This is a genomic window from Streptosporangium sp. NPDC087985, from assembly GCF_044741965.1.
GTDB lineage: Bacteria > Actinomycetota > Actinomycetes > Streptosporangiales > Streptosporangiaceae > Streptosporangium.
This window is the reverse complement of record NZ_JBIUTQ010000001.1, coordinates 496,910-515,464: the sequence shown is the minus strand read 5'-3', so window position 1 is coordinate 515,464 and position 18,555 is coordinate 496,910. Positions and strand designations below refer to the sequence as shown.

At 69.4% G+C, this 18,555-nt stretch carries 17 protein-coding genes and 1 pseudogene; 8 read left to right on the top strand and 10 right to left on the bottom strand.

Annotation, left to right across the window (positions count from 1 at the left end; all coding sequences use genetic code 11):
* Positions 1-35 precede the first annotated feature (35 nt).
* The 10 genes and pseudogenes from ACIN94_RS02540 to ACIN94_RS02495 form a co-directional block, all read right to left on the bottom strand.
* The gene (locus ACIN94_RS02540) at positions 36-1,700 is read right to left on the bottom strand and encodes an NADH-quinone oxidoreductase subunit N (RefSeq protein WP_400698549.1); all 1,665 of its coding nucleotides are present in this window, start codon (positions 1,698-1,700) and stop codon (positions 36-38) included.
* Positions 1,697-3,310 carry a NuoM family protein gene (locus tag ACIN94_RS02535; RefSeq protein ID WP_400698547.1) on the bottom strand — a complete coding sequence of 538 codons (1,614 nt, stop codon included), beginning with the start codon at positions 3,308-3,310 and terminating at the stop codon, positions 1,697-1,699. Before ACIN94_RS02535 ends, ACIN94_RS02540 begins: the two co-directional genes overlap by 4 nt.
* A 142-nt stretch (positions 3,311-3,452) precedes the next feature.
* Positions 3,453-5,366 (bottom strand): NADH-quinone oxidoreductase subunit L, encoded by a 1,914-nt coding sequence (locus ACIN94_RS02530; RefSeq protein ID WP_400698544.1) that lies wholly within the window; start codon positions 5,364-5,366, stop codon positions 3,453-3,455.
* Positions 5,367-5,512: 146 nt separating this feature from the next.
* Positions 5,513-5,797: pseudogene (nuoK, locus tag ACIN94_RS02525) on the bottom strand (NADH-quinone oxidoreductase subunit NuoK); the annotation flags it as partial.
* Between the two features lie 2 nt (positions 5,798-5,799).
* The gene (locus ACIN94_RS02520; RefSeq protein WP_400698541.1) at positions 5,800-6,336 is read right to left on the bottom strand and encodes an NADH-quinone oxidoreductase subunit J; all 537 of its coding nucleotides are present in this window, start codon (positions 6,334-6,336) and stop codon (positions 5,800-5,802) included.
* Positions 6,333-7,016: a NuoI/complex I 23 kDa subunit family protein gene (locus ACIN94_RS02515; RefSeq protein ID WP_400698538.1), complete on the bottom strand. Its 684-nt coding sequence runs from the start codon at positions 7,014-7,016 to the stop codon at positions 6,333-6,335. The genes ACIN94_RS02520 and ACIN94_RS02515 overlap by 4 nt, the downstream gene beginning before the upstream one ends.
* A 229-nt stretch (positions 7,017-7,245) precedes the next feature.
* Positions 7,246-8,199, bottom strand: coding sequence for an NADH-quinone oxidoreductase subunit NuoH (gene nuoH, locus ACIN94_RS02510; RefSeq protein WP_400698535.1), 954 nt, complete (start codon positions 8,197-8,199; stop codon positions 7,246-7,248).
* Positions 8,200-8,223: 24 nt separating this feature from the next.
* Positions 8,224-8,784 (bottom strand): NADH-quinone oxidoreductase subunit C, encoded by a 561-nt coding sequence (locus ACIN94_RS02505; protein ID WP_400698534.1) that lies wholly within the window; start codon positions 8,782-8,784, stop codon positions 8,224-8,226.
* A 20-nt stretch (positions 8,785-8,804) separates the two neighbouring features.
* A complete protein-coding gene (locus ACIN94_RS02500) occupies positions 8,805-9,287 on the bottom strand; it encodes an NADH-quinone oxidoreductase subunit B (RefSeq protein WP_400699939.1) in 483 nt (160 codons plus the stop codon).
* A gap of 87 nt (positions 9,288-9,374) precedes the next feature.
* Complete coding sequence (locus ACIN94_RS02495; RefSeq protein WP_400698531.1) at positions 9,375-9,746, bottom strand: NADH-quinone oxidoreductase subunit A; 372 nt, start codon at positions 9,744-9,746, stop codon at positions 9,375-9,377.
* A 168-nt stretch (positions 9,747-9,914) separates the two neighbouring features.
* Here ACIN94_RS02495 and ACIN94_RS02490 point away from each other — a divergent pair, with 168 nt between their 5' ends.
* The 8 genes from ACIN94_RS02490 (at position 9,915) to ACIN94_RS02455 (ending at position 18,532) form a co-directional block, all read left to right on the top strand.
* Positions 9,915-11,432, top strand: coding sequence for a polysaccharide deacetylase family protein (locus ACIN94_RS02490; RefSeq protein ID WP_400698528.1), 1,518 nt, complete (start codon positions 9,915-9,917; stop codon positions 11,430-11,432).
* A gap of 69 nt (positions 11,433-11,501) precedes the next feature.
* Positions 11,502-11,591, top strand: a complete 90-nt coding sequence (locus ACIN94_RS02485; protein WP_400698526.1) for a putative leader peptide — start codon at positions 11,502-11,504, stop codon at positions 11,589-11,591.
* A 239-nt stretch (positions 11,592-11,830) separates the two neighbouring features.
* Entirely contained in the window at positions 11,831-13,684 is a 1,854-nt protein-coding gene (locus ACIN94_RS02480) for a 2-oxoacid:acceptor oxidoreductase subunit alpha (protein ID WP_400698523.1), read from the top strand.
* Positions 13,677-14,726, top strand: a complete 1,050-nt coding sequence (locus ACIN94_RS02475; RefSeq protein ID WP_400698521.1) for a 2-oxoacid:ferredoxin oxidoreductase subunit beta — start codon at positions 13,677-13,679, stop codon at positions 14,724-14,726. Before ACIN94_RS02480 ends, ACIN94_RS02475 begins: the two co-directional genes overlap by 8 nt.
* A 249-nt stretch (positions 14,727-14,975) precedes the next feature.
* Complete coding sequence (locus ACIN94_RS02470; RefSeq protein ID WP_400698519.1) at positions 14,976-15,935, top strand: NAD-dependent epimerase/dehydratase family protein; 960 nt, start codon at positions 14,976-14,978, stop codon at positions 15,933-15,935.
* 60 nt (positions 15,936-15,995) lie between these two features.
* Entirely contained in the window at positions 15,996-16,877 is an 882-nt protein-coding gene (locus ACIN94_RS02465; RefSeq protein ID WP_400698516.1) for a phytanoyl-CoA dioxygenase family protein, read from the top strand.
* The gene (locus ACIN94_RS02460; RefSeq protein ID WP_400698514.1) at positions 16,877-17,554 is read left to right on the top strand and encodes a polysaccharide deacetylase family protein; all 678 of its coding nucleotides are present in this window, start codon (positions 16,877-16,879) and stop codon (positions 17,552-17,554) included. The genes ACIN94_RS02465 and ACIN94_RS02460 overlap by 1 nt, the downstream gene beginning before the upstream one ends.
* A gap of 54 nt (positions 17,555-17,608) precedes the next feature.
* Positions 17,609-18,532, top strand: coding sequence for a glycosyltransferase family 2 protein (locus tag ACIN94_RS02455; protein ID WP_400698511.1), 924 nt, complete (start codon positions 17,609-17,611; stop codon positions 18,530-18,532).
* Positions 18,533-18,555: the final 23 nt, after the last annotated feature.

Here is an 18,555-nt window from a genome sequence, read left to right as displayed (position 1 = left end):
ACGTCTCCGGCCGGGCCGAACGTTCCCAGGGGTGTTCAGCCGGGGGCGGTGAACACCCCTGGCAGGAGGCCGAGCACCGCCTGCGGGGCGATCGAGAAGACCACCGCGACGGCTCCCGCCAGCACGATCGCCACACCTACCGGCGCCCACCGGGTACGGCTACCGCCCTCCGCGGGGGGAACGCCGGCGCTCTCGGCCACCGGGACCGGGGTGAAGATCCGTACGGCCCAGGCAAGGTAGTAGTAGAGCCCGATGACCGTGTTGACGGCCATGACCACGGCCAGCCAGCCCCCGCCTCCGTCGACGATCTCGCGGAACACCACGATCTTGGCGAACAGCCCGGCCAGTCCCGGTGGCAGGCCCGCGAGGCAGATCAGGAAGAAGGCCAGTGCCACTCCGGCCACCGGGTTGCGGAACGCCAGGCCCCGGTAGTCGTCCAGCTCGTTCCGGCCACCGCGTCGCGACACCAGCATGACCACCGCGAACGCGCCGAGATTCATCGCCGCGTAGAACACCAGGTAGGCGATCGAGGCGCTCACCGCCTCGTTGCTGCGGACTCCGAGGGGCGCCAGGATGTAGCCCGACTGGGCGACCGAGGACCAGGCGAGCAGGCGCACGGCATGGCGCTGGCGCAGGGCCAGCAGGTTGCCGACGGTCATCGTCAGCGCGGCGATGATCGCGACCAGCGGGGCCCAGACGGCGATCTGGCCCCGCAGCGCGGCGAACAGGATGAGGATCAGCCCGGCGAACCCGGCGGCCTTGGAGATCACCGAGAGCAGGGCGGCGACCGGGACCGGGGCGCCCTGGTAGACGTCACCCGCCCACGCGTGGAACGGGACTGCCGCGACCTTGAAGGCGAACCCGGCGAGCACCAGGACCATTGCCACAGTGAGCACCGGCGGCAGGTCGTAGACGATCTGGAGCGTGGAGGTGTAGGCCCCGGCGGCTACGGCCTGTCCTGCTCCGGAACCGGCCGCGGCCCCCGTGAGGGGCTCCCGCAGAACTTGGGCCAGCCGGTCGAGGTAGACGGTCCCGGTCATGCCGTACAGCAGGGAGACCCCGAAGAGCATCACCGCGGTGGAGACCACGGAGACGAGGAACAGCTTGACCGCCGCCTCCGAGCTCCGGCCGTCGTAGCGCCGCAGGGCCGTGAGCGCGAACACCGGCAGCGAGACCAGCTCCAGCGCGACCACGAGCATGACCAGGTCACGGGAGGCGGGCAGGGCGACCGCGCCGATCAGCGTGCACAGCAGCAGGAAGTACCACTCTCCGACGGGGACGTCTCCGGAGGAGAGCTCCGCCATCGACAGCAGCACCACGATGACTCCGGCGGCCAGTGCGAGACCCGCGAAGATCAACGTGAAGTCGTCGACCACGAACGAGCACAGCGCCGAGGAGTCTCCAGCCGGCCCACCCGGCCCTGACGCAAGGGTTCCGAGGTTCAGCGGACCGATGCCGGCCCTGGCGGGGCCGGGCAGCCCGGCGGGCACGCACAAGGTCCGCATCGGATCTCCGCCCCGCACCGCCTGCGCGACCACCACGGCCAGAGCTCCCAGCACTCCTGCCAGGGTGACCGCGCCGAGCGCGGGCCGGGCGTACGGCGCGCGGGGCAGGAAGACGTCCAGGAGCAGCACGAGCCCGGCGGTGAGCACGAGGACCAGCAGCGGCGCGACCGCGTAGTAGTCGATCGACTGGATCACGGCGCCCCCAGGAGGCTCTGGACCACCGGGTCGGTGACGAGGAGAAGCGTCTTCGGCCAGAGACCGAGCAGCAGGATCAGCGCGATCAGGGGCACCCAGGTGGCCAGCTCGTAACCGGTGACGTCCCGCATGCCCGCGATCCCGACGCCCGCCGCGGTCCGCGGCCGGCCGCCGCCTCTCCCGCCCACCTCGGTGAGCACCGGGGCGTGGACGGTCTCGACGGACCGGCCGTGGGTGACGCGGGAGAGCATGAGCAGGAAGTAGGCGGCGGTCAGGACGGTGCCGACACCTCCGGCGGCCATGAAGACCAGGTAGAGCGGGCGAGACAGCGCCGCGGCGGGCTCGAAGGCGCCGAGGAGGGGCAGCATCTCGCCCCAGAAACCCGCCAGGCCGGGCAGCCCGAGAGAGGCGACGCAGGCGAAGGTGAGCACGGAGCCGAGATGGGGCAGGCGCGACAGCATGCCGCCACCGAGTGCGGGCATGTCGGCGGTGCCGTAACGCTCCTTGACCGCCCCGACGACGAAGAACAGCAGGGCGGTGATCAGGCCGTGGGCGATGTTGCCGAACAGCGCGCCGTTGATCCCGACCGGGGTGAGCGTGGCCAGGCCCAGCAGGACGAAGCCCATGTGACCGATGGAGGAGTAGGCGATCATGCGTTTGAGGTCACGCTGGGCCAGGCAGGCGAGGGAGCCGTAGATGATGCCGATCACCGCGAAGGCGCCGAGCCAGGGGGCCACGGCCGAGGCGCCATGGGGCAGGATCGGGATGGCGATCCGGGCGAGGCCGTAGGTGCCCATCTTGAGCAGCACGCCCGCGAGGAGCACCGAGCCGACGGTGGGCGCCTCGGTGTGGGCGGCGGGCAGCCAGGTGTGCAGCGGCCACATGGGGGTCTTGACCGCCAGGCCGATGCCCACGGCGAGGAAGGCGAGGACCTGAACCGAGGGGGACATTCCCGATCCCCGGGCTCGGGCGAGGGCGGTCATGTCCAGGGTGCCGGTCTGTGCCCAGATGAGAAGGAGTCCGAGCAGGAGCACGACGGAGCCGAGCAGCGTGTAGAGGATGAACTTGGCCGCCGCCGCCCGGCGGGCAGGCCCGCCCCAGACGGCGATCACGAAGTACATCGGGATGAGGACGACCTCGAAGAACACGAAGAACAGCAGCAGGTCGAGCGCGAGGAACGTGCCGATCATGCCTACTTCGAGGACGAGCAGCGTGAACACCAGGGCCCGGGGCCGGTTGCCGCCCGGCTTGGGCCGCAGCAGCTGTCCCGGCCCGTCGGCACGGCCCCAGCACAGGTAGACGGAGCACAGGAAGGTCAGCAGCGTGGTCAGCACGACCAGTGGCAGCGAGATCCCGTCCACCCCGAGGTGGAACCTGAGGTCCAGCCCCGGGACCCAGGCCAGGTCGGTCGAGAACTGCACCCGGGCCGGGTCGCCGTAGTCGAACCCGGCGGCCAGCACCACGGACAGCGCGAACGTGACCCCGGACACGGCCAGGGCGTGCGTACGGAGCAACCGCCCCCTGGCCGCGCTGTCCGGTCCGAACGGTGCGAGCAGTACGGCCGCACCTGCCAGCGGCACCCCGAGAAGTGCGATCAACACCCAGTTCATGATCCGGCCACCTCACCCGGGGTCAGAGCCGTGAGCCGGCCACCGTACGCGCATGACGCGGCCGGGACCGCGTTCGCCGTCGCATCACCGCCGGGCAAGTCGGCGGACACCACGGGGGCGGCCGAGAACGGAGGGAGGGAACTCACCCGAAGATCACCGCCCCGACCGCGAGGAGGAGGACTCCGGCGAGCAGGCCGGTGATGTAGAGCTGGGCGTTGCCGTTCTGTGCCAGGCGCACCAGGCCCGCCAGTCTCACGGTCGCCCGGCCCGAGCCGCGCACCGCGCCGTCGACCACGCGGTCGTCGGCGCGGGCGACCATCTGGGCGAGGAGGAGCACGGGCCGGACGGACAGCACGGTGTAGAGGGAGTCGGCGTAGAAGGCCTGCTCGCAGGGGGCACGGAGGGGGCCGAGCACACGGGCCGGATCGGCTGAGGGGTCACTGCGCCACATCGTGTAGACCACACCGGCACCCAGCAGCGCCAGCCCGACGGTGAGAGCGGCCGTGCCCCAGTGGACGTCGGCGACGCCCACGGAGCCCAGGAAGAGGGCGGGGACGGCGAGGACGACGATCGGCCAGCGCATGACGGCCGGCACCTCGTGGGCGGTGCCCGGCCCCGGTCCGGGAAGGGCACCGGCGGAACGCTCCCCGAAGAAGGTCCGCAGCCATGCGCGGGTGGCGTAGGCGCCGGTCACCGCGACCGTGGCCAGCGCGCAGCCGTACAGCAGCAGGGCGGCCGCGTCGGTGAGCGGCCCGGCCGACAGGGCGCGCTCGATGGCCACCAGCACCTCGTCCTTGCTGAAGAAGCCGCTGGCCGGGGGCAGGCCCATCAGGGCGGCGAAACCGATCGTCATCGTGACGAAGGTGACGGGGAGCTCCCTGCGGAGTCCTCCCATCGCGCTCATCAGATTGGAGCCCACGGCATGGATCACCGCTCCGGCGCAGAGGAAGAGCAGGGCCTTGAAGGCGCCATGGGTGATCAGATGGAAGATCGCCGCGCTCTCGGATCCGGCGGCCAGGGCGCCGGCCATGTAGGCGAGCTGGCTGATCGTGGAGTAGGCGAGGACGCGTTTCAGGTCGTCCTGTGCCAGAGCGGCCAGGGCGGCGCCCAGCATGCCGAGCGCCGCGAGGACCGCGAGGACGTCCATGGTGGGGCCGGCACCGAGGAAGACGGGGTAGAGGCGGGCGACGGCGAAGATTCCGGCCGCGACCATGGTGGCCGCGTGGATGAGGGCGCTGATCGGAGTCGGACCGGCCATCGCGTCGGGGAGCCAGACGTGCAGCGGCACCTGCGCGCTCTTCCCGACGACTCCGGCGAGCAGCAGCAGGGTCGCGGCGACGATCGTGCCGGAGGACATCTGGGGCACCTTGACGATGACGTCGGCGATTTTGAAACTGCCGGCCGCCGTGCCGAGGACGAAGACGCCGAACAGGAAACCCACGTCGCCGAGCCGGGTGACCAGGAACGCCTTGACCGCCGCCCGCGAGTTGGCCCGCTCCTCCCACCAGTGCCCGATCAGCAGGTAGGAGCAGATGCCCATGATCTCCCAGCCGACGTAGAGGACGAGGAGGTCGGCCGCGTAGACGACCAGGAGCATGGCACTGGTGAACAGGCTGATGAACGCGCTGTAGGACGGGTAGCGCCGGTCACCGGCCAGATAGCCGATCGAGTAGATCTGCACGGCCAGCGCGACCACGGTGACCAGCACCGCGATCAAGGCGGAGAGGCCGTCGACGAGCAGTCCGACCGTGATCGGCACCGAGCCCGTGTCGATCACGTCGAGCGTTCCGGTGACGCCGGTGATCCCCAGCGGGCCCGCGGCGCCGGGAGGGGTGAACGGCTCACCCGGCCCCGCCCCGGTCCAGCCGGCGTAGGCCAGCCAGGCCGCGAGTGCCGTGGAGAGCGCGGTGGGCACGACCGCGATCCAGGCGGCCCGGCGGCCAGCGGCCACGTCGGCGGCTCCGCCCCGGAGGCCCCGGGGGAACCGGGATCCCAGCAGCCCGCAGGCCGCCGCGAGGAACGGCAGCAGGATGGCGAGCGCGGCGACGATGATCATGGCGTCTCACCTGACCTGACGGCCGTTCCGGGCGCGGATCGGCCCTGGCCGGCGACGGGGGGCTCGGCGAGGGACGGGTCCCGGGCCGGTCCCTCGGACTGGGCTTGAGCGGTGCCGGAGTCAGAGGGCTCGGCCAGGCCGCGGAGGCGGTCGAGGTCCACGGTCTGGCGGTTGCGGTAGAGCGCGAGGACGATCGCGAGACCGAGACCGACCTCGGCGGCGGCGATCACGATGACGAACAGCGTGAGGACCTGACCGCCGTGCAACCGGTCACGCAGCCACACATCGAACGCGACCAGGTTGAGGTTGACCGCGTTGAGCATGAGCTCGACGGACATCAGGATGAGGATCGTGTTGCGGCGGGCGAGCACGCCGTACACCCCGATGGAGAACAGCAGCGCAGAGACGACGGCCGGATAGACGATGTGCAACGTCAGTCCCTCCCACGGATGTCAGTGCGGGACAGGACGATGGCACCGATCAGTGCGGCGAGCAGGAGGACCGAGAGCGCCTCGAACGGGAGCACCCAGTTCCGGAAGATGCTGGAGCCGAGCTCCTTGGCCGAGCCGCCGCCGGATTCCAGCGGGGCGTAGGCCGTGCGGAAGCCGTCGACGACCACGGTGACCAGCACGACGGCGGTGGCGATCGCCACGACCGCGGCGGCCGGCCGGTTACGGCTGTCGAGGTCGGCGGTTCTGCCGATCGGGGCGCGGGTGAGCATGAGGCCGAACAGGAGCAGGGCCACGATCGCGCCGACGTAGATCAGGACCTGGACCCAGGCGACGAACTCAGCCGTCAGGACCAGGTAGCCCCCGGCGAGCGCGCCGAAGCAGACGACCAGCCAGAGGGCTGCGTGGACGAGCTGTTTGGTGGTCACCACCAGCAGCGCCGATCCGACGGCCACCGCGCCCAGCAGCAGGAAGACGATCTCCTGCCCGGTCGGTGACAGATAGGACGGCACTCCGGTCACGTCTCCTCCTCAGGCTCTTCGTTCGGATCCGTGGAGGAAGTCTGCTCCGGTTTTCCCACCGCCCGGGACACACCGCCCCCACCTGTGGATAACTTCTCGACAGACGGCCCGCCTGTGGATGAGTCGTCGTCCTTCCTGGGGAGGGCTCCCGGCGGCCGGATGGCCCGGACACCGGCGTGCCCCGCGCTCGGGGCGGCCCGGGTCGCGCCGGGGCCGGTGACCCCGGGACGGGGGCGGACGGGGCGGGAGTCCGCGGCCAGTTCCTTCGGGGGATCGGCGTTGGGCTCGTGGGCCGGAGGCGGGGGGACGGTCTGCGCCCAGGCGGCCAGTCTGTCCTTCTCGTGGAGGAGGTTACGGATGTCGCCCTCGGCGTACTCGAACTCCGGAGACCAGAACAGGGCGTCGAACGGGCAGACCTCGATGCAGATCCCGCAGTACATGCAGAGGGAGAAGTCGATCGCGAAGCGGTCGAGCATGTTGCGGGCACGGGGACGGCCGCCCTCGGGGGCGGGGAGGGTCTCCTTGTGGGAGTCGATGTAGATGCACCAGTCGGGACACTCGCGGGCGCAGAGCATGCACACCGTGCAGTTCTCCTCGACCAGGGCGATCACCCCCCGGCTCCGGGGGGGCAGGTCCGGTCGAACGTCGGGGTACTGCTGGGTCACCGATCTGCTCAGCATGTGGCGAAGGGTGACGGAGAGCCCCTTCACCAACCCCACTCCTGGTATCCGTGCCACAACTCAACATCATGGCGCATAGGGGTTCACTCGGGAATCCGGTGGCCCGGTAGAAGCGGCTCCCGGCCCCTCCCGGCCGCCCGCCGCAGTTATCCACAGCCGTTATCCACAGTCTGTGTGTTCGATAACCGGTCCACAGCCGCCGACATCACTCCGGGGATCGTCAATCAGCTCACCCCGCGAGAACTTTGACGACCCCCGTCAGCGCGAGCTGGACCAGTGCCAGCGGCACCAGGCCTACCCAGGCGAGTTTCTGGAGCTGGTCCTCGCGGAGCCGGGGGAAGCTCACCCGGACCCAGATCACCACGAACACCAGGATGAACACCTTGATGAGCATCCACAGGGGCCCGGGCAGGAAGGGTCCGTGCCAGCCGCCCAGGAACAGCACGCTGGTGAGCGCGGAGATAACGATGATCCCGGCGTACTCGGCCAGCATGAACAGGGCGAACCTGATCCCGGTGTATTCGGTAATCGGGCCCATGATGATCTCGGAGTCCGCGATCGGCATGTCGAACGGCGGGCGGCGCAGCTCGGCGAGCCCCGCCACGAAGAAGATCACGCCGCCGATCGCCTGCCAGGGCAGCCACCACCACTGCCAGGCCTCCACGATCCCCGGCAGGGAGAGGGTTCCCGCGGCCATCGCGACGCTGGAGGCCGCCAGGACCAGCGGCAGCTCGTAGGACATGAGCTGGGCCGCCGAGCGTATGCCGCCGAGGACCGAGTACTTGTTCCCCGACGACCACCCGGCCATGATCGCGCCGAGCACACCGACTCCCATCACGGCCAGGACGAAGAACAGCCCGGCGTCCAGGTCCGCCCCGACCAGGCCCGGTCCGATCGGGATGACGGCCATCACCACGAGATAGGGGATCAGGGCCACCCCGGGTGCCAGGGCGAAGACCCGGCGGTCGGCGGCGGCCGGGACCACGTCCTCCTTCTGGACGAACTTGACCCCGTCCGCGATGAGCTGCGCCCAGCCGTGGAAACCCCCGGCGTACATCGGGCCGAGGCGCGCCTGCATGTGCGCCATGACCTTGTGCTCGGTCTGCCCGGCGACCAGCGGCAGCACGAGGAAGACCACGACGATCCCAACGAGCCGGACAGCGACGTCGAGCACCTCAGCCATCACGCCCTCCAACCGTCGAGCACCTCAGCCATCACGTCCCCAGTCGGCGGGCACGCCGGGCGGGAGGGTCTTGCGGCGGCTCGGCGAGCCGTGATCGGACTCGCCGGGCTCCTTGGCCCCCGGCCAGGCCTTGGCGACCCGCGCGGCCAGCACGAAGTCCTTGCGCAGCGGGAAGCCCTCGAAGCCGTCGGGCAGCAGCAGCGGGACCAGGTTCGGGTGACCCTCGAAGATCACACCGAACATCTCGAAGGTCTCGCGCTCGTGCCAGTCGGCGCCCCGGAAGACACCGACCGCGCTGGGCAGGCGGGGGTCGGCGCGGGGAACCCGGGTGCGCAGCAGCAGGTGCCCGTGCGTGTCGGGATCGAACACGTGGGCGACCACCGAGAACCCGTCCGGCGGGTCGTCCACCGCGGTCAGCCAGTCGAAGAACTCGTATCCTCCGGAACGGGCGAACTCCAGCAGGTCGATCCAGTCGCCGGGCTGGACGTCCACCGTGATCTCGCCGAACGACTCCGACACCTGGGCGCGCGTGCCGTACCGCTCCTGGATGGCGACGGCGGTGCCGTGCCCCTCGCCGCTGCTCATACGCTCAGCTCCTCGTGGGGTCAGACATAGCGGTCGCTCAGGTTCTCGGCGGCGATCTTCTCCTGGAGCATCATGATGCCGTGGAGCAGCGCCTCGGGCCGGGGCGGGCAGCCGGGGACGTAGACGTCCACCGGGATGATCTGGTCGACGCCCTTGGTGACGCAGTAGGAGTCCCAGTACGGGCCGCCGGAGTTGGAGCAGGCGCCGAAGGAGATCACGTACTTGGGGTCGGGCATCTGCTCGTAGAGCCGCTTGACCGCGGGGGCCATCTTGTCGGTCACCGTGCCTGAGACGATCATCAGATCGGCCTGCCGGGGACCGTTGGCGAACGGAATGACCCCGAACCTGATGAAGTCGTGCCGGCTCATCGAGGTCGCGATGAACTCGATGGCACAGCAGGCCAGGCCGAAGTTGAACGCCCAGAGCGAGTAGCGCCGTCCCCAGTTGAGGATGAAGCGCATGGGTCTGGGGGCCAGCCGGGAGACCGGCCCCACGGTGGGCATCGGAAGGTCTGCCATGACACCCATTCTCCTTCAGCGTCGATGATGCCGCTCGCCCGGCCGACCTGTTCTCAGGTCCAGGTGAGCACGTCAGGTCCAGGTGAGCACGCGCTTGCGCCAGGCGTACAGGATCCCGAGCGCGATGAAGCCCAGGAAGACGAACATCTCCACCAGGGTGGTCATCCCGAAGCCGGGGGCGGCGAAGACCATCGCCCACGGGAAGAGGAAGACCGCGTCCACCGCGAACACCACGTAGAGATAGGTGAAGACGTAGTAACGGATCTGGGACTGTGCCCAGTCGTCACCGACCGGGTCGACGCCGCACTCGTAGGTCAGCAGCTTCTCGGGAGTCGGGCGGTGGGGGCGGAGCAGCCGGTTGACGGACAGCGCCCCCGCGACGATCACCAGCCCGATCGCGAACAGCGTGAGGACCAGCCCGTAGGAGCTGAAATACCCGCTCATGGATCCTCCCCGAGAGCTCCGCCGGACGGAGTCCTCTCCCCCTCACCTATAGCAGTATCCGGCGTCGCCGTCACTTGGCGAAGCAGTTGCACCCTCACGGTCCAAACCTCTTCCCGATTAACCCCAAAACCCGGCAAAAGCTAACAAATCACGTTTACTGTGTCATTCATGCCCAAACTGCGATTCGTCGGAGGAATCGCGCTGGTTGCCGCCACCGCAACGGGGTGTGGTCTGACCGCCCTCTCCCCTCTCGCGAAACACCCCCTCCCCTCCGAACCCACGATGATCAACTACGTGGACCCGTCGCGGGTCCACGGGCTGAGCGTCCTGGAAGTGAGCGGAGGTGACTCCGGGGACCGGCGCGTGTACGCCTCCTACCCCTCGGTCGACGACGCCCCCCGCCTCACGGAGAAGCTCCACCGGACGATCATCGAGGATCTCGACCGGTTCGGCAGGGACCCCTCCACGAGCACCGCCCGCTCCCATCCCGAGTTCAACGTGGACTGGCAGCTCACCGCCGCGTCCGGCCAGGTGATCGGTGTCCGGCTCCGCATCGGCCAGACCCTCGGATCCGGCTGGTCCGAGGCCCGCACCACTGTCTGGTACGACCGGGTGAACAGGCGCGCCCTGGACTCCAGCGCCCTCCTCAAGGGCAGATCCGAGCTGGTCGAACTGGCCCGGCTCGTCCGGCAGAAGCTGACCGACCGGGGGCCGAGAGTGAACCCGCAGGCGGTCAGACCGGATGCGAAACTGTTCGACTCCCTCAGCTTCAACCCGCGCGGCGACCTCGTCGTGGAGTTCGACGACTACCAGGTGGGGGAGGGATCCCTCGGCCGGGTGGCGGTGGCCGTACCCGCCTCCGAGGCGAAGCCGCTGCTGTCGGAGACGGGGTTGCGCGCGCAGCAGGCGGCCTCGGCGACGGCGGAGGAACCGTCGATGGAGTCGATCGAGTCCATCAGGACGGCGGACACGACCAAGCTTCCGGCGCAGAGCTCCAAAGCGGGCAGCGTGGACTGCGCCAAGGCCAAGTGCATCGCGCTGACCTACGACGACGGGCCGGGCCCGGACACCGGACGGCTGCTGGACATCCTCGCCCGCAAGGGTGCCAGGGCGACCTTCTTCACCGTCGGCTCCAACGTCTCCACCCGCCCCGAGCTGCTCCGGCGGATGCGACAGGAGGGGCACCTGGTGGCCAACCACACCTGGTCCCATCGCGACCTGACCACCCTGCCCGCCAACCGGATCTTCGACCAGCTCAACCGCGACCAGTACGCGATCACCCAGGCGATCTGGCAGGTTCCCACGCTGATGCGCCCGCCGTACGGCGCGAGCAACGCCCAGGTCGCCTCCGTGGCGCGCCGGCTGGGCCTGTCGGTGGTCCGGTGGAACGTGGACCCCAAGGATCTGGGCACCTCCGACCCCAGGGTCATCGCCGACCGGGCCGTCTCGGAAGCCAGGCCGGGAGCGATCGTCCTCATGCACGACGTCCACGGCTCGACCGTCGACGCGGCCCCCGAGATCCTGCGGCGCCTGGCGGAGAAGGGGTACACCTTCGTCACCGTCCCCGAACTGTACGGCTCGCGCGGCATGCAGCCCGGCAGGACATATGATTCCGCCGCGTCCGGTGACAACACGGGTGTGTCCGGCGGTTTCACCCGCGCACTGGAGAAGCAGTCAATGCCATAACCTGCAGCTATGGGCACATAGCCGCAGGCGATGAGCCCTGATCTCGGACGAGACATATAGTTGGGCATCGTGACGCCAACTGTCCTCTTCGGCCGCCTGCATGTGGACCTGTGCCGGCTCGCTGCCGGGCTGTGTCGGGCCGGCCGCTCACGATCATGACCCCCGTAGGCCGGGTCGCCCGGCCGCACGCGCGACGCCCGCGCTCAGACTCCGGCTCCGCGGCCGCCGAGAATGTGCAACGTAGTCGCATTCCTCCACCGAGTGAGACGCAGAAAATTACGCGCCACTCCGAAGGATCCGGCAACGCGAGACATTACGCGTCACTCCAAGGGATCTAGCATGGAACTAACAACGCGCAACCAGCAACGGCGCCCTATCGCGTCGAGGAGGACCGAGCTGTGACCAAGCAGGTTCAGCAACTCGATCGCGTGATCATCCGGTTCGCCGGAGACTCCGGCGATGGCATGCAGCTGACCGGTGATCGCTTCACCGCGGGAACCGCCGAGTTCGGCAACGACCTGTCGACCCTTCCCAACTTCCCCGCGGAGATCCGCGCCCCCGCAGGGACCCTGCCGGGCGTGTCGAGCTTCCAGCTGCACTTCGCCGACCATGACATCCTCACGCCGGGCGACGCCCCGAACGTGCTGGTCGCGATGAACCCCGCCGCGCTGAAGGCCAACCTCGGCGACCTGCCGCGAGGGGCCGACATCATCGCCAACACCGACGAGTTCACCAAGCGCAGCCTGCAGAAGGTGGGCTACGACGGCAACCCCCTGGAGGACGACTCGCTCGCCGCGTGGCGCGTCCACCCGGTGCCGCTGACCTCGCTGACGGTCAAGGCGCTCGAAGGCTTCGCGCTGTCGAAGAAGGACGCCGAGCGCTCCAAGAACATGTTCGCCCTCGGGCTGCTGAGCTGGCTCTACCACCGGCCGACCGAGGCGACGATCCAGTTCCTGGAGAACAAGTTCGCCAAGAAGCCCGACATCGCCAAGGCGAACATCGCGGCCTTCCAGGCGGGCTGGAACTACGGGGAGACCACCGAGTCCTTCTCGGTCTCCTACGAGGTCAAGCCGGCCCAGCTGCCCCCCGGCGTCTACCGCAACATCTCCGGCAACCAGGCCCTCGCCTACGGCCTGATCGCCGCCTCCGTGCAGTCGAAGCTGCCGCTGTTCCTCGGCTCCTACCCGATCACCCCGGCCAGCGACATCCTGCACGAGCTGTCCAGGCACAAGCGGTTCGGCATCCGCACCTTCCAGGCCGAGGACGAGATCGCCGGCGTCGGCGCGGCGCTCGGCGCCGCCTTCGGCGGGGCGCTCGGCGTCACCACGACCTCCGGCCCCGGTGTGGCGCTGAAGGCCGAGACCGTCGGCCTGGCGGTGACCACCGAGCTGCCGCTCATCGTGGTTGACGTGCAGCGCGCGGGGCCGAGCACCGGCATGCCCACCAAGACCGAGCAGACCGACCTCCTCATGGCCATGTTCGGCCGTAACGGTGAGTCGCCGCTGCCGATCGTGGCGCCGTCCACCCCGTCCGACTGCTTCGACGCGGCCATCGAGGCGGCCCGCCTCGCGGTGAAGTACCGCACGCCGGTCATGCTGCTGTCCGACGGCTACCTCGCCAACGGCTCCGAGCCGTGGAAGGTGCCCAGCGCGGCCGAGCTGCCGGACATCTCCGTCGAGTTCGCCACCGCGCCCAACGGCGAGGACGGCACGACCTTCCTGCCGTTCAAGCGTGACACCGAGACCCTGGCCCGTCCCTGGGCCATCCCGGGCACCGCGGGGCTGGAGCACCGGATCGGCGGCATCGAGAAGGCCGAGAACACCGGCAACATCTCCTACGACCCCGACAACCACGACCGGATGGTCCGGCTCCGTCAAGCCAAGATCGACGGGATCGCCCAGGACATCCCGCCGCTGGAGGTCGACGACTCCGATGGCGACGCCCGGGTGCTGGTCCTGGGGTGGGGCTCCACCTACGGTCCGATCGCGGCGGCCGTACGGCGGATCAGGAAGTCGGGCGGCAAGGTCGCCCAGGCCCATCTGCGGCACCTCAACCCGCTTCCGGCCAACACGGGCGAGGTCCTGCGGGCCTACGACAAGGTGTTGCTCCCCGAGATCAACCTCGGCCAGCTCGCGCTGCTGCTCCGCGCCCGTTTCCTGGTCGACATCATCAGCTACAACCGCGTGCGCGGACTTCCGTTCAAGGCCGAGGAGCTGGCCGGCGTGATCCAGGACGTGATCGACAGTGAGTGACCTCATCAGCAACGGCAGGGGCCTGTCCCTGGTCCCCAAGTCCGACGTCAAACTGGGCATGAAGGACTTCAAGTCCGACCAGGAGGTCCGCTGGTGCCCGGGCTGCGGTGACTACGCGATCCTGGCCGCGGTCCAGTCCTTCGTTCCCGAGCTCGGTCTCAAGCGCGAGAACATGGTGTTCGTCTCGGGCATCGGCTGCTCCTCCCGGTTCCCGTACTACATGGACACCTACGGTTTCCACTCGATCCACGGCCGCGCCCCGGCGATCGCGACCGGGCTGGCCGCCTCGCGTCCCGACCTGTCGGTGTGGGTGATCACCGGTGACGGCGACGCGCTGTCCATCGGCGGCAACCACCTGATCCACGCGCTGCGCCGTAACGTCAACCTGAACATCCTGCTGTTCAACAACAGGATCTACGGCCTGACCAAGGGCCAGTACTCGCCCACCTCCGAGGTCGGCAAGGTCACCAAGTCCACCCCGATGGGCTCGCTGGACAGGCCGTTCAACCCGATCTCGCTGGCGATCGGCGCCGAGGCCTCCTTCGTGGCCCGGACCATCGACTCCGACCGCAAGCACCTGCAGTCGGTGCTGCGCGAGGCCGCCGAGCACAAGGGCACCTCCCTGGTCGAGATCTACCAGAACTGCAACATCTTCAACGACAACGCCTTCGAGCAGTTGAAGGACCCGGAGCAGCGTGACGACATCACGCTGCGCCTGGAGCACGGCCAGCCGATCGTCTCGGCCTCCAAGGCGGTACGGCGCGCGGCCGACGGCGGCATCGAGGTCGTTCCGCGGTCCGCGGTGAGCGAGGACGAGATCCTCGTCCACGACGTCCACCGCGCCGACCCGTCCCTGGCCTTCGCCCTGTCCCGGCTGGACGAGCCCGCCTTCGAGCACGTCCCGATCGGGGTCTTCCGGAGCGTGGAGCGTCCGTCCTACGACGAGCTGATGGCCGCGCAGCTGGAGGAGGCCGCCGGTGAGCGCGGCAGGGGCGACCTGGACGAGCTGCTGCTCGCCGGAGACACCTGGCGCATCGGCTGACACGCCGGGACAACCGCCGGGCCGTTGATGTGAACGGCCGCGTAGCCGGAGCCTGCGACAGGGGACCCGCCGGAAGGCGGGTCCCCTGTCGTTTCCGTAGAGCGCCTGACCTGCCGCTCCCGGAGGCCCGGTCCGGCGGGTACCTCGCCGGCCGAAGATCCACGTCGCATGTCAACCATCGTGCGGCCTCAACCGTCCTCCCCTCCGGCGACACATGCGCTGACCCGCCTCAGAGCCGAGGAGAGACACATGTCCCAGCCCCCGGCAATGGGAGACCCGTCAACACCGGCACCGGCCCGCCCGGCCTGGAACGGCGGGCGAGCGCTGGTGACGGGTGCCACCGGATTCATCGGGTCCCACCTGGTCAGGCGGCTGAGCTCACTCGGCGCCGAGGTTCACGCGGTGAGTCGCCGTCTCCAGAAGGCGGATCACACCGAGATCTGGCATGCCGCCGACCTCCGCGACGCGGACTCGACCGCGGAACTGATCACAGCGGTGCGCCCGGACGTGGTGTTCCACCTCGCCAGCGAGGTGGACGGCGCCAGAGATATCCGGATCGTCCGGCGAGTGCTGGAGAACAACCTGACAAGCACGGTCAACGTGCTGACGGCCACCGCGGAGGCGCCGCACCCCATCAAGGTGATACTCAGCGGCTCCAGTGAGGAGCCCCGGCCGGGAAACGGCCACGCTCCCCCACCCTCCCCCTATGCGATGGCCAAATGGGCGGCCACGGAGTACGCGCGGCTCTTCCAGCGGCTGTGGAACGCACCACTCACCATCCTGCGGCCCACGATGGTCTACGGTCCCGGCCAGCGGGACACGAGAAAGCTGGTGCCCTACGTGACGCTCGCCCTGCTCCGCGGCGAGGAGCCCAACCTCACCAGTGGGGCCAAGCTCGTCGACTGGGTCTACGTCGAGGACGTGGTCGACGCGTTCATCGCGGCGCACGAGACCGGCAACGCGACCGGTCAGATCTTCGACATCGGCACCGGCACGGAGACGGCCGTCAAGGACACGGTCGAGATGCTCTTCCAGACCGTCGGCACGCCGCTGCGACCCCGCTTCGGGACGGTCGCGGATCGCCCGCTGGACATCCCCCAGGCCGCCGACCTCGGCCCCGCCGCCGAGGTGCTCGGCTGGCGTCCGACCGTTGATCTGCAGGAGGGCCTGCGACGGACCGTGGCGTGGTACCTGGAACATCGCCGGTGACAGCGGGTGACCTCCGAAACGGACCGGTAATGAAACCGGCTCAGAGGACGATGCCCAACTGTGACAATCACGTACTCGAATCCCGGTTTCAGCGATGACGAGCGACGTTCCCATCTCTACGACGGCCAGGTCTTTCTCTATCCCGCTCGCCCCGAGTCACGGGCTCTGATCGAGTTCGCACAGGAGCTGATCAGGAAGGCGTTCGGCGCTCTTGACCCGGAGACCGCGCAGCATGATCTGTCGGTCCAGAAGTTCGCCGCCATCCTGTCCGAGCTCAAACCGCGGTTCATTCACCATCCCCGGGCGAAGGAACTGCTGCAGGCGTTGCTCGGCTCTTTCGGCTGCGACGCGGAGAAGACCTACTTCGACGTCCCCCGGATGCGCTCCTCCACTTCTGACAACTACCTCACCAGCGGCATCGCCTACGCCTTCCACCCGCACCGCGACACCTGGTACTCCGCACCGCTCTCCCAGGTGAACTGGTGGATTCCGATCTTCGAAGTGGTCCCGGAGAACGTGATGACCTTCCACCCGCGCTACTGGGACAGTCCGGTGAAGAACGGTTCCCACCGCTACGACTACTACGAGTGGAACCGCACCAGCCGGTTCAACGCGGCGCAGCACATCGGCAAGGACACCAGAGAACAGCCCAGGCCCGAAGAGCCCATCGAGCTGGAGCCCCGGGTGACCCTGGTGCCGGAGCCGGGCGGAGTGATGATCTTCTCTGGCAACCAGCTCCACTCGTCGGTGCCGAACACCTCGGGCAAGACCCGCTTCAGCATCGACTTCCGTACCGTCCACCTGGACGATGTGATCGCCAGGCGCGAGGCCCCCAACGTCGACTGCGCGTGCACCGGCACCACGCTCCGCGACTTCCTGCGCGTATCCGACCTGGAACGGATGCCCGAGGACGTGGCGCTGGCGTACGAGGGCGGGAGTTGATGCACGCGATCTCCAAGAACGTCGTCAACCTCACGGTTCACGGCATCGGCCCGACCGCCAGGGAGCTGGATCCCGGTGAGGACGCCACGTGGGTGGGCGTCGAGCAGTTCGAGCAGGTGCTGGACGCGGTGGTCGGCCGGGACGACGTCCGGATCACCTTCGACGACGGCAACACGTCGGACGTGGAGATCGCCCTGCCCCGGCTGCTCGAACGCGGCCTCACCGCGGAGTTCTTCGTGCTGGCCGGTCTTCTCGGCGAGCCGGGCAGGCTGGACGCGGACGGTGTCCGGGAGCTGGTGGCGGCGGGCATGCTGGTCGGCTCGCACGGCTGGGCACACCGCGACTGGCGGCGGCTGGACGAGAGCCAGGCGGACGAGGAGATCGCCGGCGCCCACCGGCTCCTCACCGAGCTCACCGGGCGGCGGGTATCGAGAGTGGCCATCCCCTTCGGCTCCTACGACAGGCACGTGCTCAGCAGGCTGAGGCGGGCGGAGGTGACCCGCGCCTACACCAGCGACGGCGGCCACGCCCGGCCGGGCTCCTGGCTGCAGCCGCGCAACAGCCTGCGCCACGACATCGACGCCACGTGGGCCCCTCGGGTCATGGACGGAACTCCGTCACTGCCGCTCCGTACGCGCCGGGTCGCCGCGCGCGCGTTCAAGCGCGTCCGAGGCTGAGCGCGGGATGTGGAACGTGGTAACGCCACCGTCGCACCCGGCGATGACGAATATATGACGCCTGGTGCCCCCCGGATCGCCGTAGTGATCGTCACCTACAACAGCGCGGAGGTACTCGAAGGTTGTCTCCATTCCCTTGCCGAGGGCGCGCGAGGCGTGCGCCTCGCCAAGGTCGTCGTGGCCGACAACGCCTCGAAGGACGACTCCCTCGGGATCGCCGGGAAGGCGTCCGGCCTTCCGCTCCAGACCGTCCAGCTCGGCCGGAACGCCGGTTACGCGGCGGCGGTCAACGCGGGTGTCGAGGCGCTGGACATCCAGGAGCTCGACGCGGTGTTCGTGATCAACCCCGACTGCAGGTTGCGGCCGGGCGCGCTCGCCCCGCTCGCCGGCGCCTTGGGCCGGCCGGGGCGCGGCATCGCCGTACCACGCCTGATCAACCCGGACGGCAGCCTGCAGCCCTCCCTTCGCAGGACGCCCACCGTGCGCCGGGCGCTGGTGGAGGCGGTGATCGGCGGAGGTCTCGCCGGCCGGATCGGCACTCTCGGCGAGCTGGTCACCGACCCCGGGGAGTACGAACGGCCTGGCGCCGCGGCGTGGGCGACCGGCGCGGCCATGCTCGTCTCCACCGAGGTCATCAGGGAGATCGGCCCCTGGGACGAGTCCTTCCTGCTCTACAGCGAGGAGACCGAGTTCGCGCTCCGTGCCGCCGACCACGGCTGGGCGCTCTGGTACGAACCGGCGTCGGTGGTCGAGCACATCGGCGGCGACTCGGGCGTCAACCCGACTCTCGCCGCGCTGCTCATCGTCAACAAGGTGAAGCTGTTCCGCCGCCGGCGGAGCACACCGGCCGCGTCCGTCTACTACCTCGCGGTCGTCCTCGGCGAGGGCGTGCGGGCGCTGGCGGGACGCCGTACGTCAAGAGCGTCGGTCGTGGCTCTGCTCAGGCCGTCGCGACGGCTTCAGAAGCTCGCGGACTGACCCGGCTGCCGATGGGGGGAACG

Excerpts from the sequence above, each read along its gene's own strand:
- ACIN94_RS02515 (WP_400698538.1), bottom strand. The coding sequence starts at position 7,016 with ATGCTGAGCAGATCGGTGACCCAGCAGTACCCCGACGTTCGACCGGAC.
- ACIN94_RS02455 (WP_400698511.1), top strand. The coding sequence starts at position 17,609 with ATGACGCCTGGTGCCCCCCGGATCGCCGTAGTGATCGTCACCTACAAC.
- ACIN94_RS02535 (WP_400698547.1), bottom strand. The coding sequence starts at position 3,310 with ATGAACTGGGTGTTGATCGCACTTCTCGGGGTGCCGCTGGCAGGTGCG.
- ACIN94_RS02500 (WP_400699939.1), bottom strand. The coding sequence starts at position 9,287 with ATGCCCACCGTGGGGCCGGTCTCCCGGCTGGCCCCCAGACCCATGCGC.
- ACIN94_RS02460 (WP_400698514.1), top strand. The coding sequence starts at position 16,877 with ATGCACGCGATCTCCAAGAACGTCGTCAACCTCACGGTTCACGGCATC.
- ACIN94_RS02505 (WP_400698534.1), bottom strand. The coding sequence starts at position 8,784 with ATGAGCAGCGGCGAGGGGCACGGCACCGCCGTCGCCATCCAGGAGCGG.
- ACIN94_RS02490 (WP_400698528.1), top strand. The coding sequence starts at position 9,915 with ATGCCCAAACTGCGATTCGTCGGAGGAATCGCGCTGGTTGCCGCCACC.
- ACIN94_RS02470 (WP_400698519.1), top strand. The coding sequence starts at position 14,976 with ATGTCCCAGCCCCCGGCAATGGGAGACCCGTCAACACCGGCACCGGCC.
- nuoH (WP_400698535.1), bottom strand. The coding sequence starts at position 8,199 with ATGGCTGAGGTGCTCGACGTCGCTGTCCGGCTCGTTGGGATCGTCGTG.
- ACIN94_RS02495 (WP_400698531.1), bottom strand. The coding sequence starts at position 9,746 with ATGAGCGGGTATTTCAGCTCCTACGGGCTGGTCCTCACGCTGTTCGCG.
- ACIN94_RS02530 (WP_400698544.1), bottom strand. The coding sequence starts at position 5,366 with ATGATCATCGTCGCCGCGCTCGCCATCCTGCTGCCGTTCCTCGCGGCG.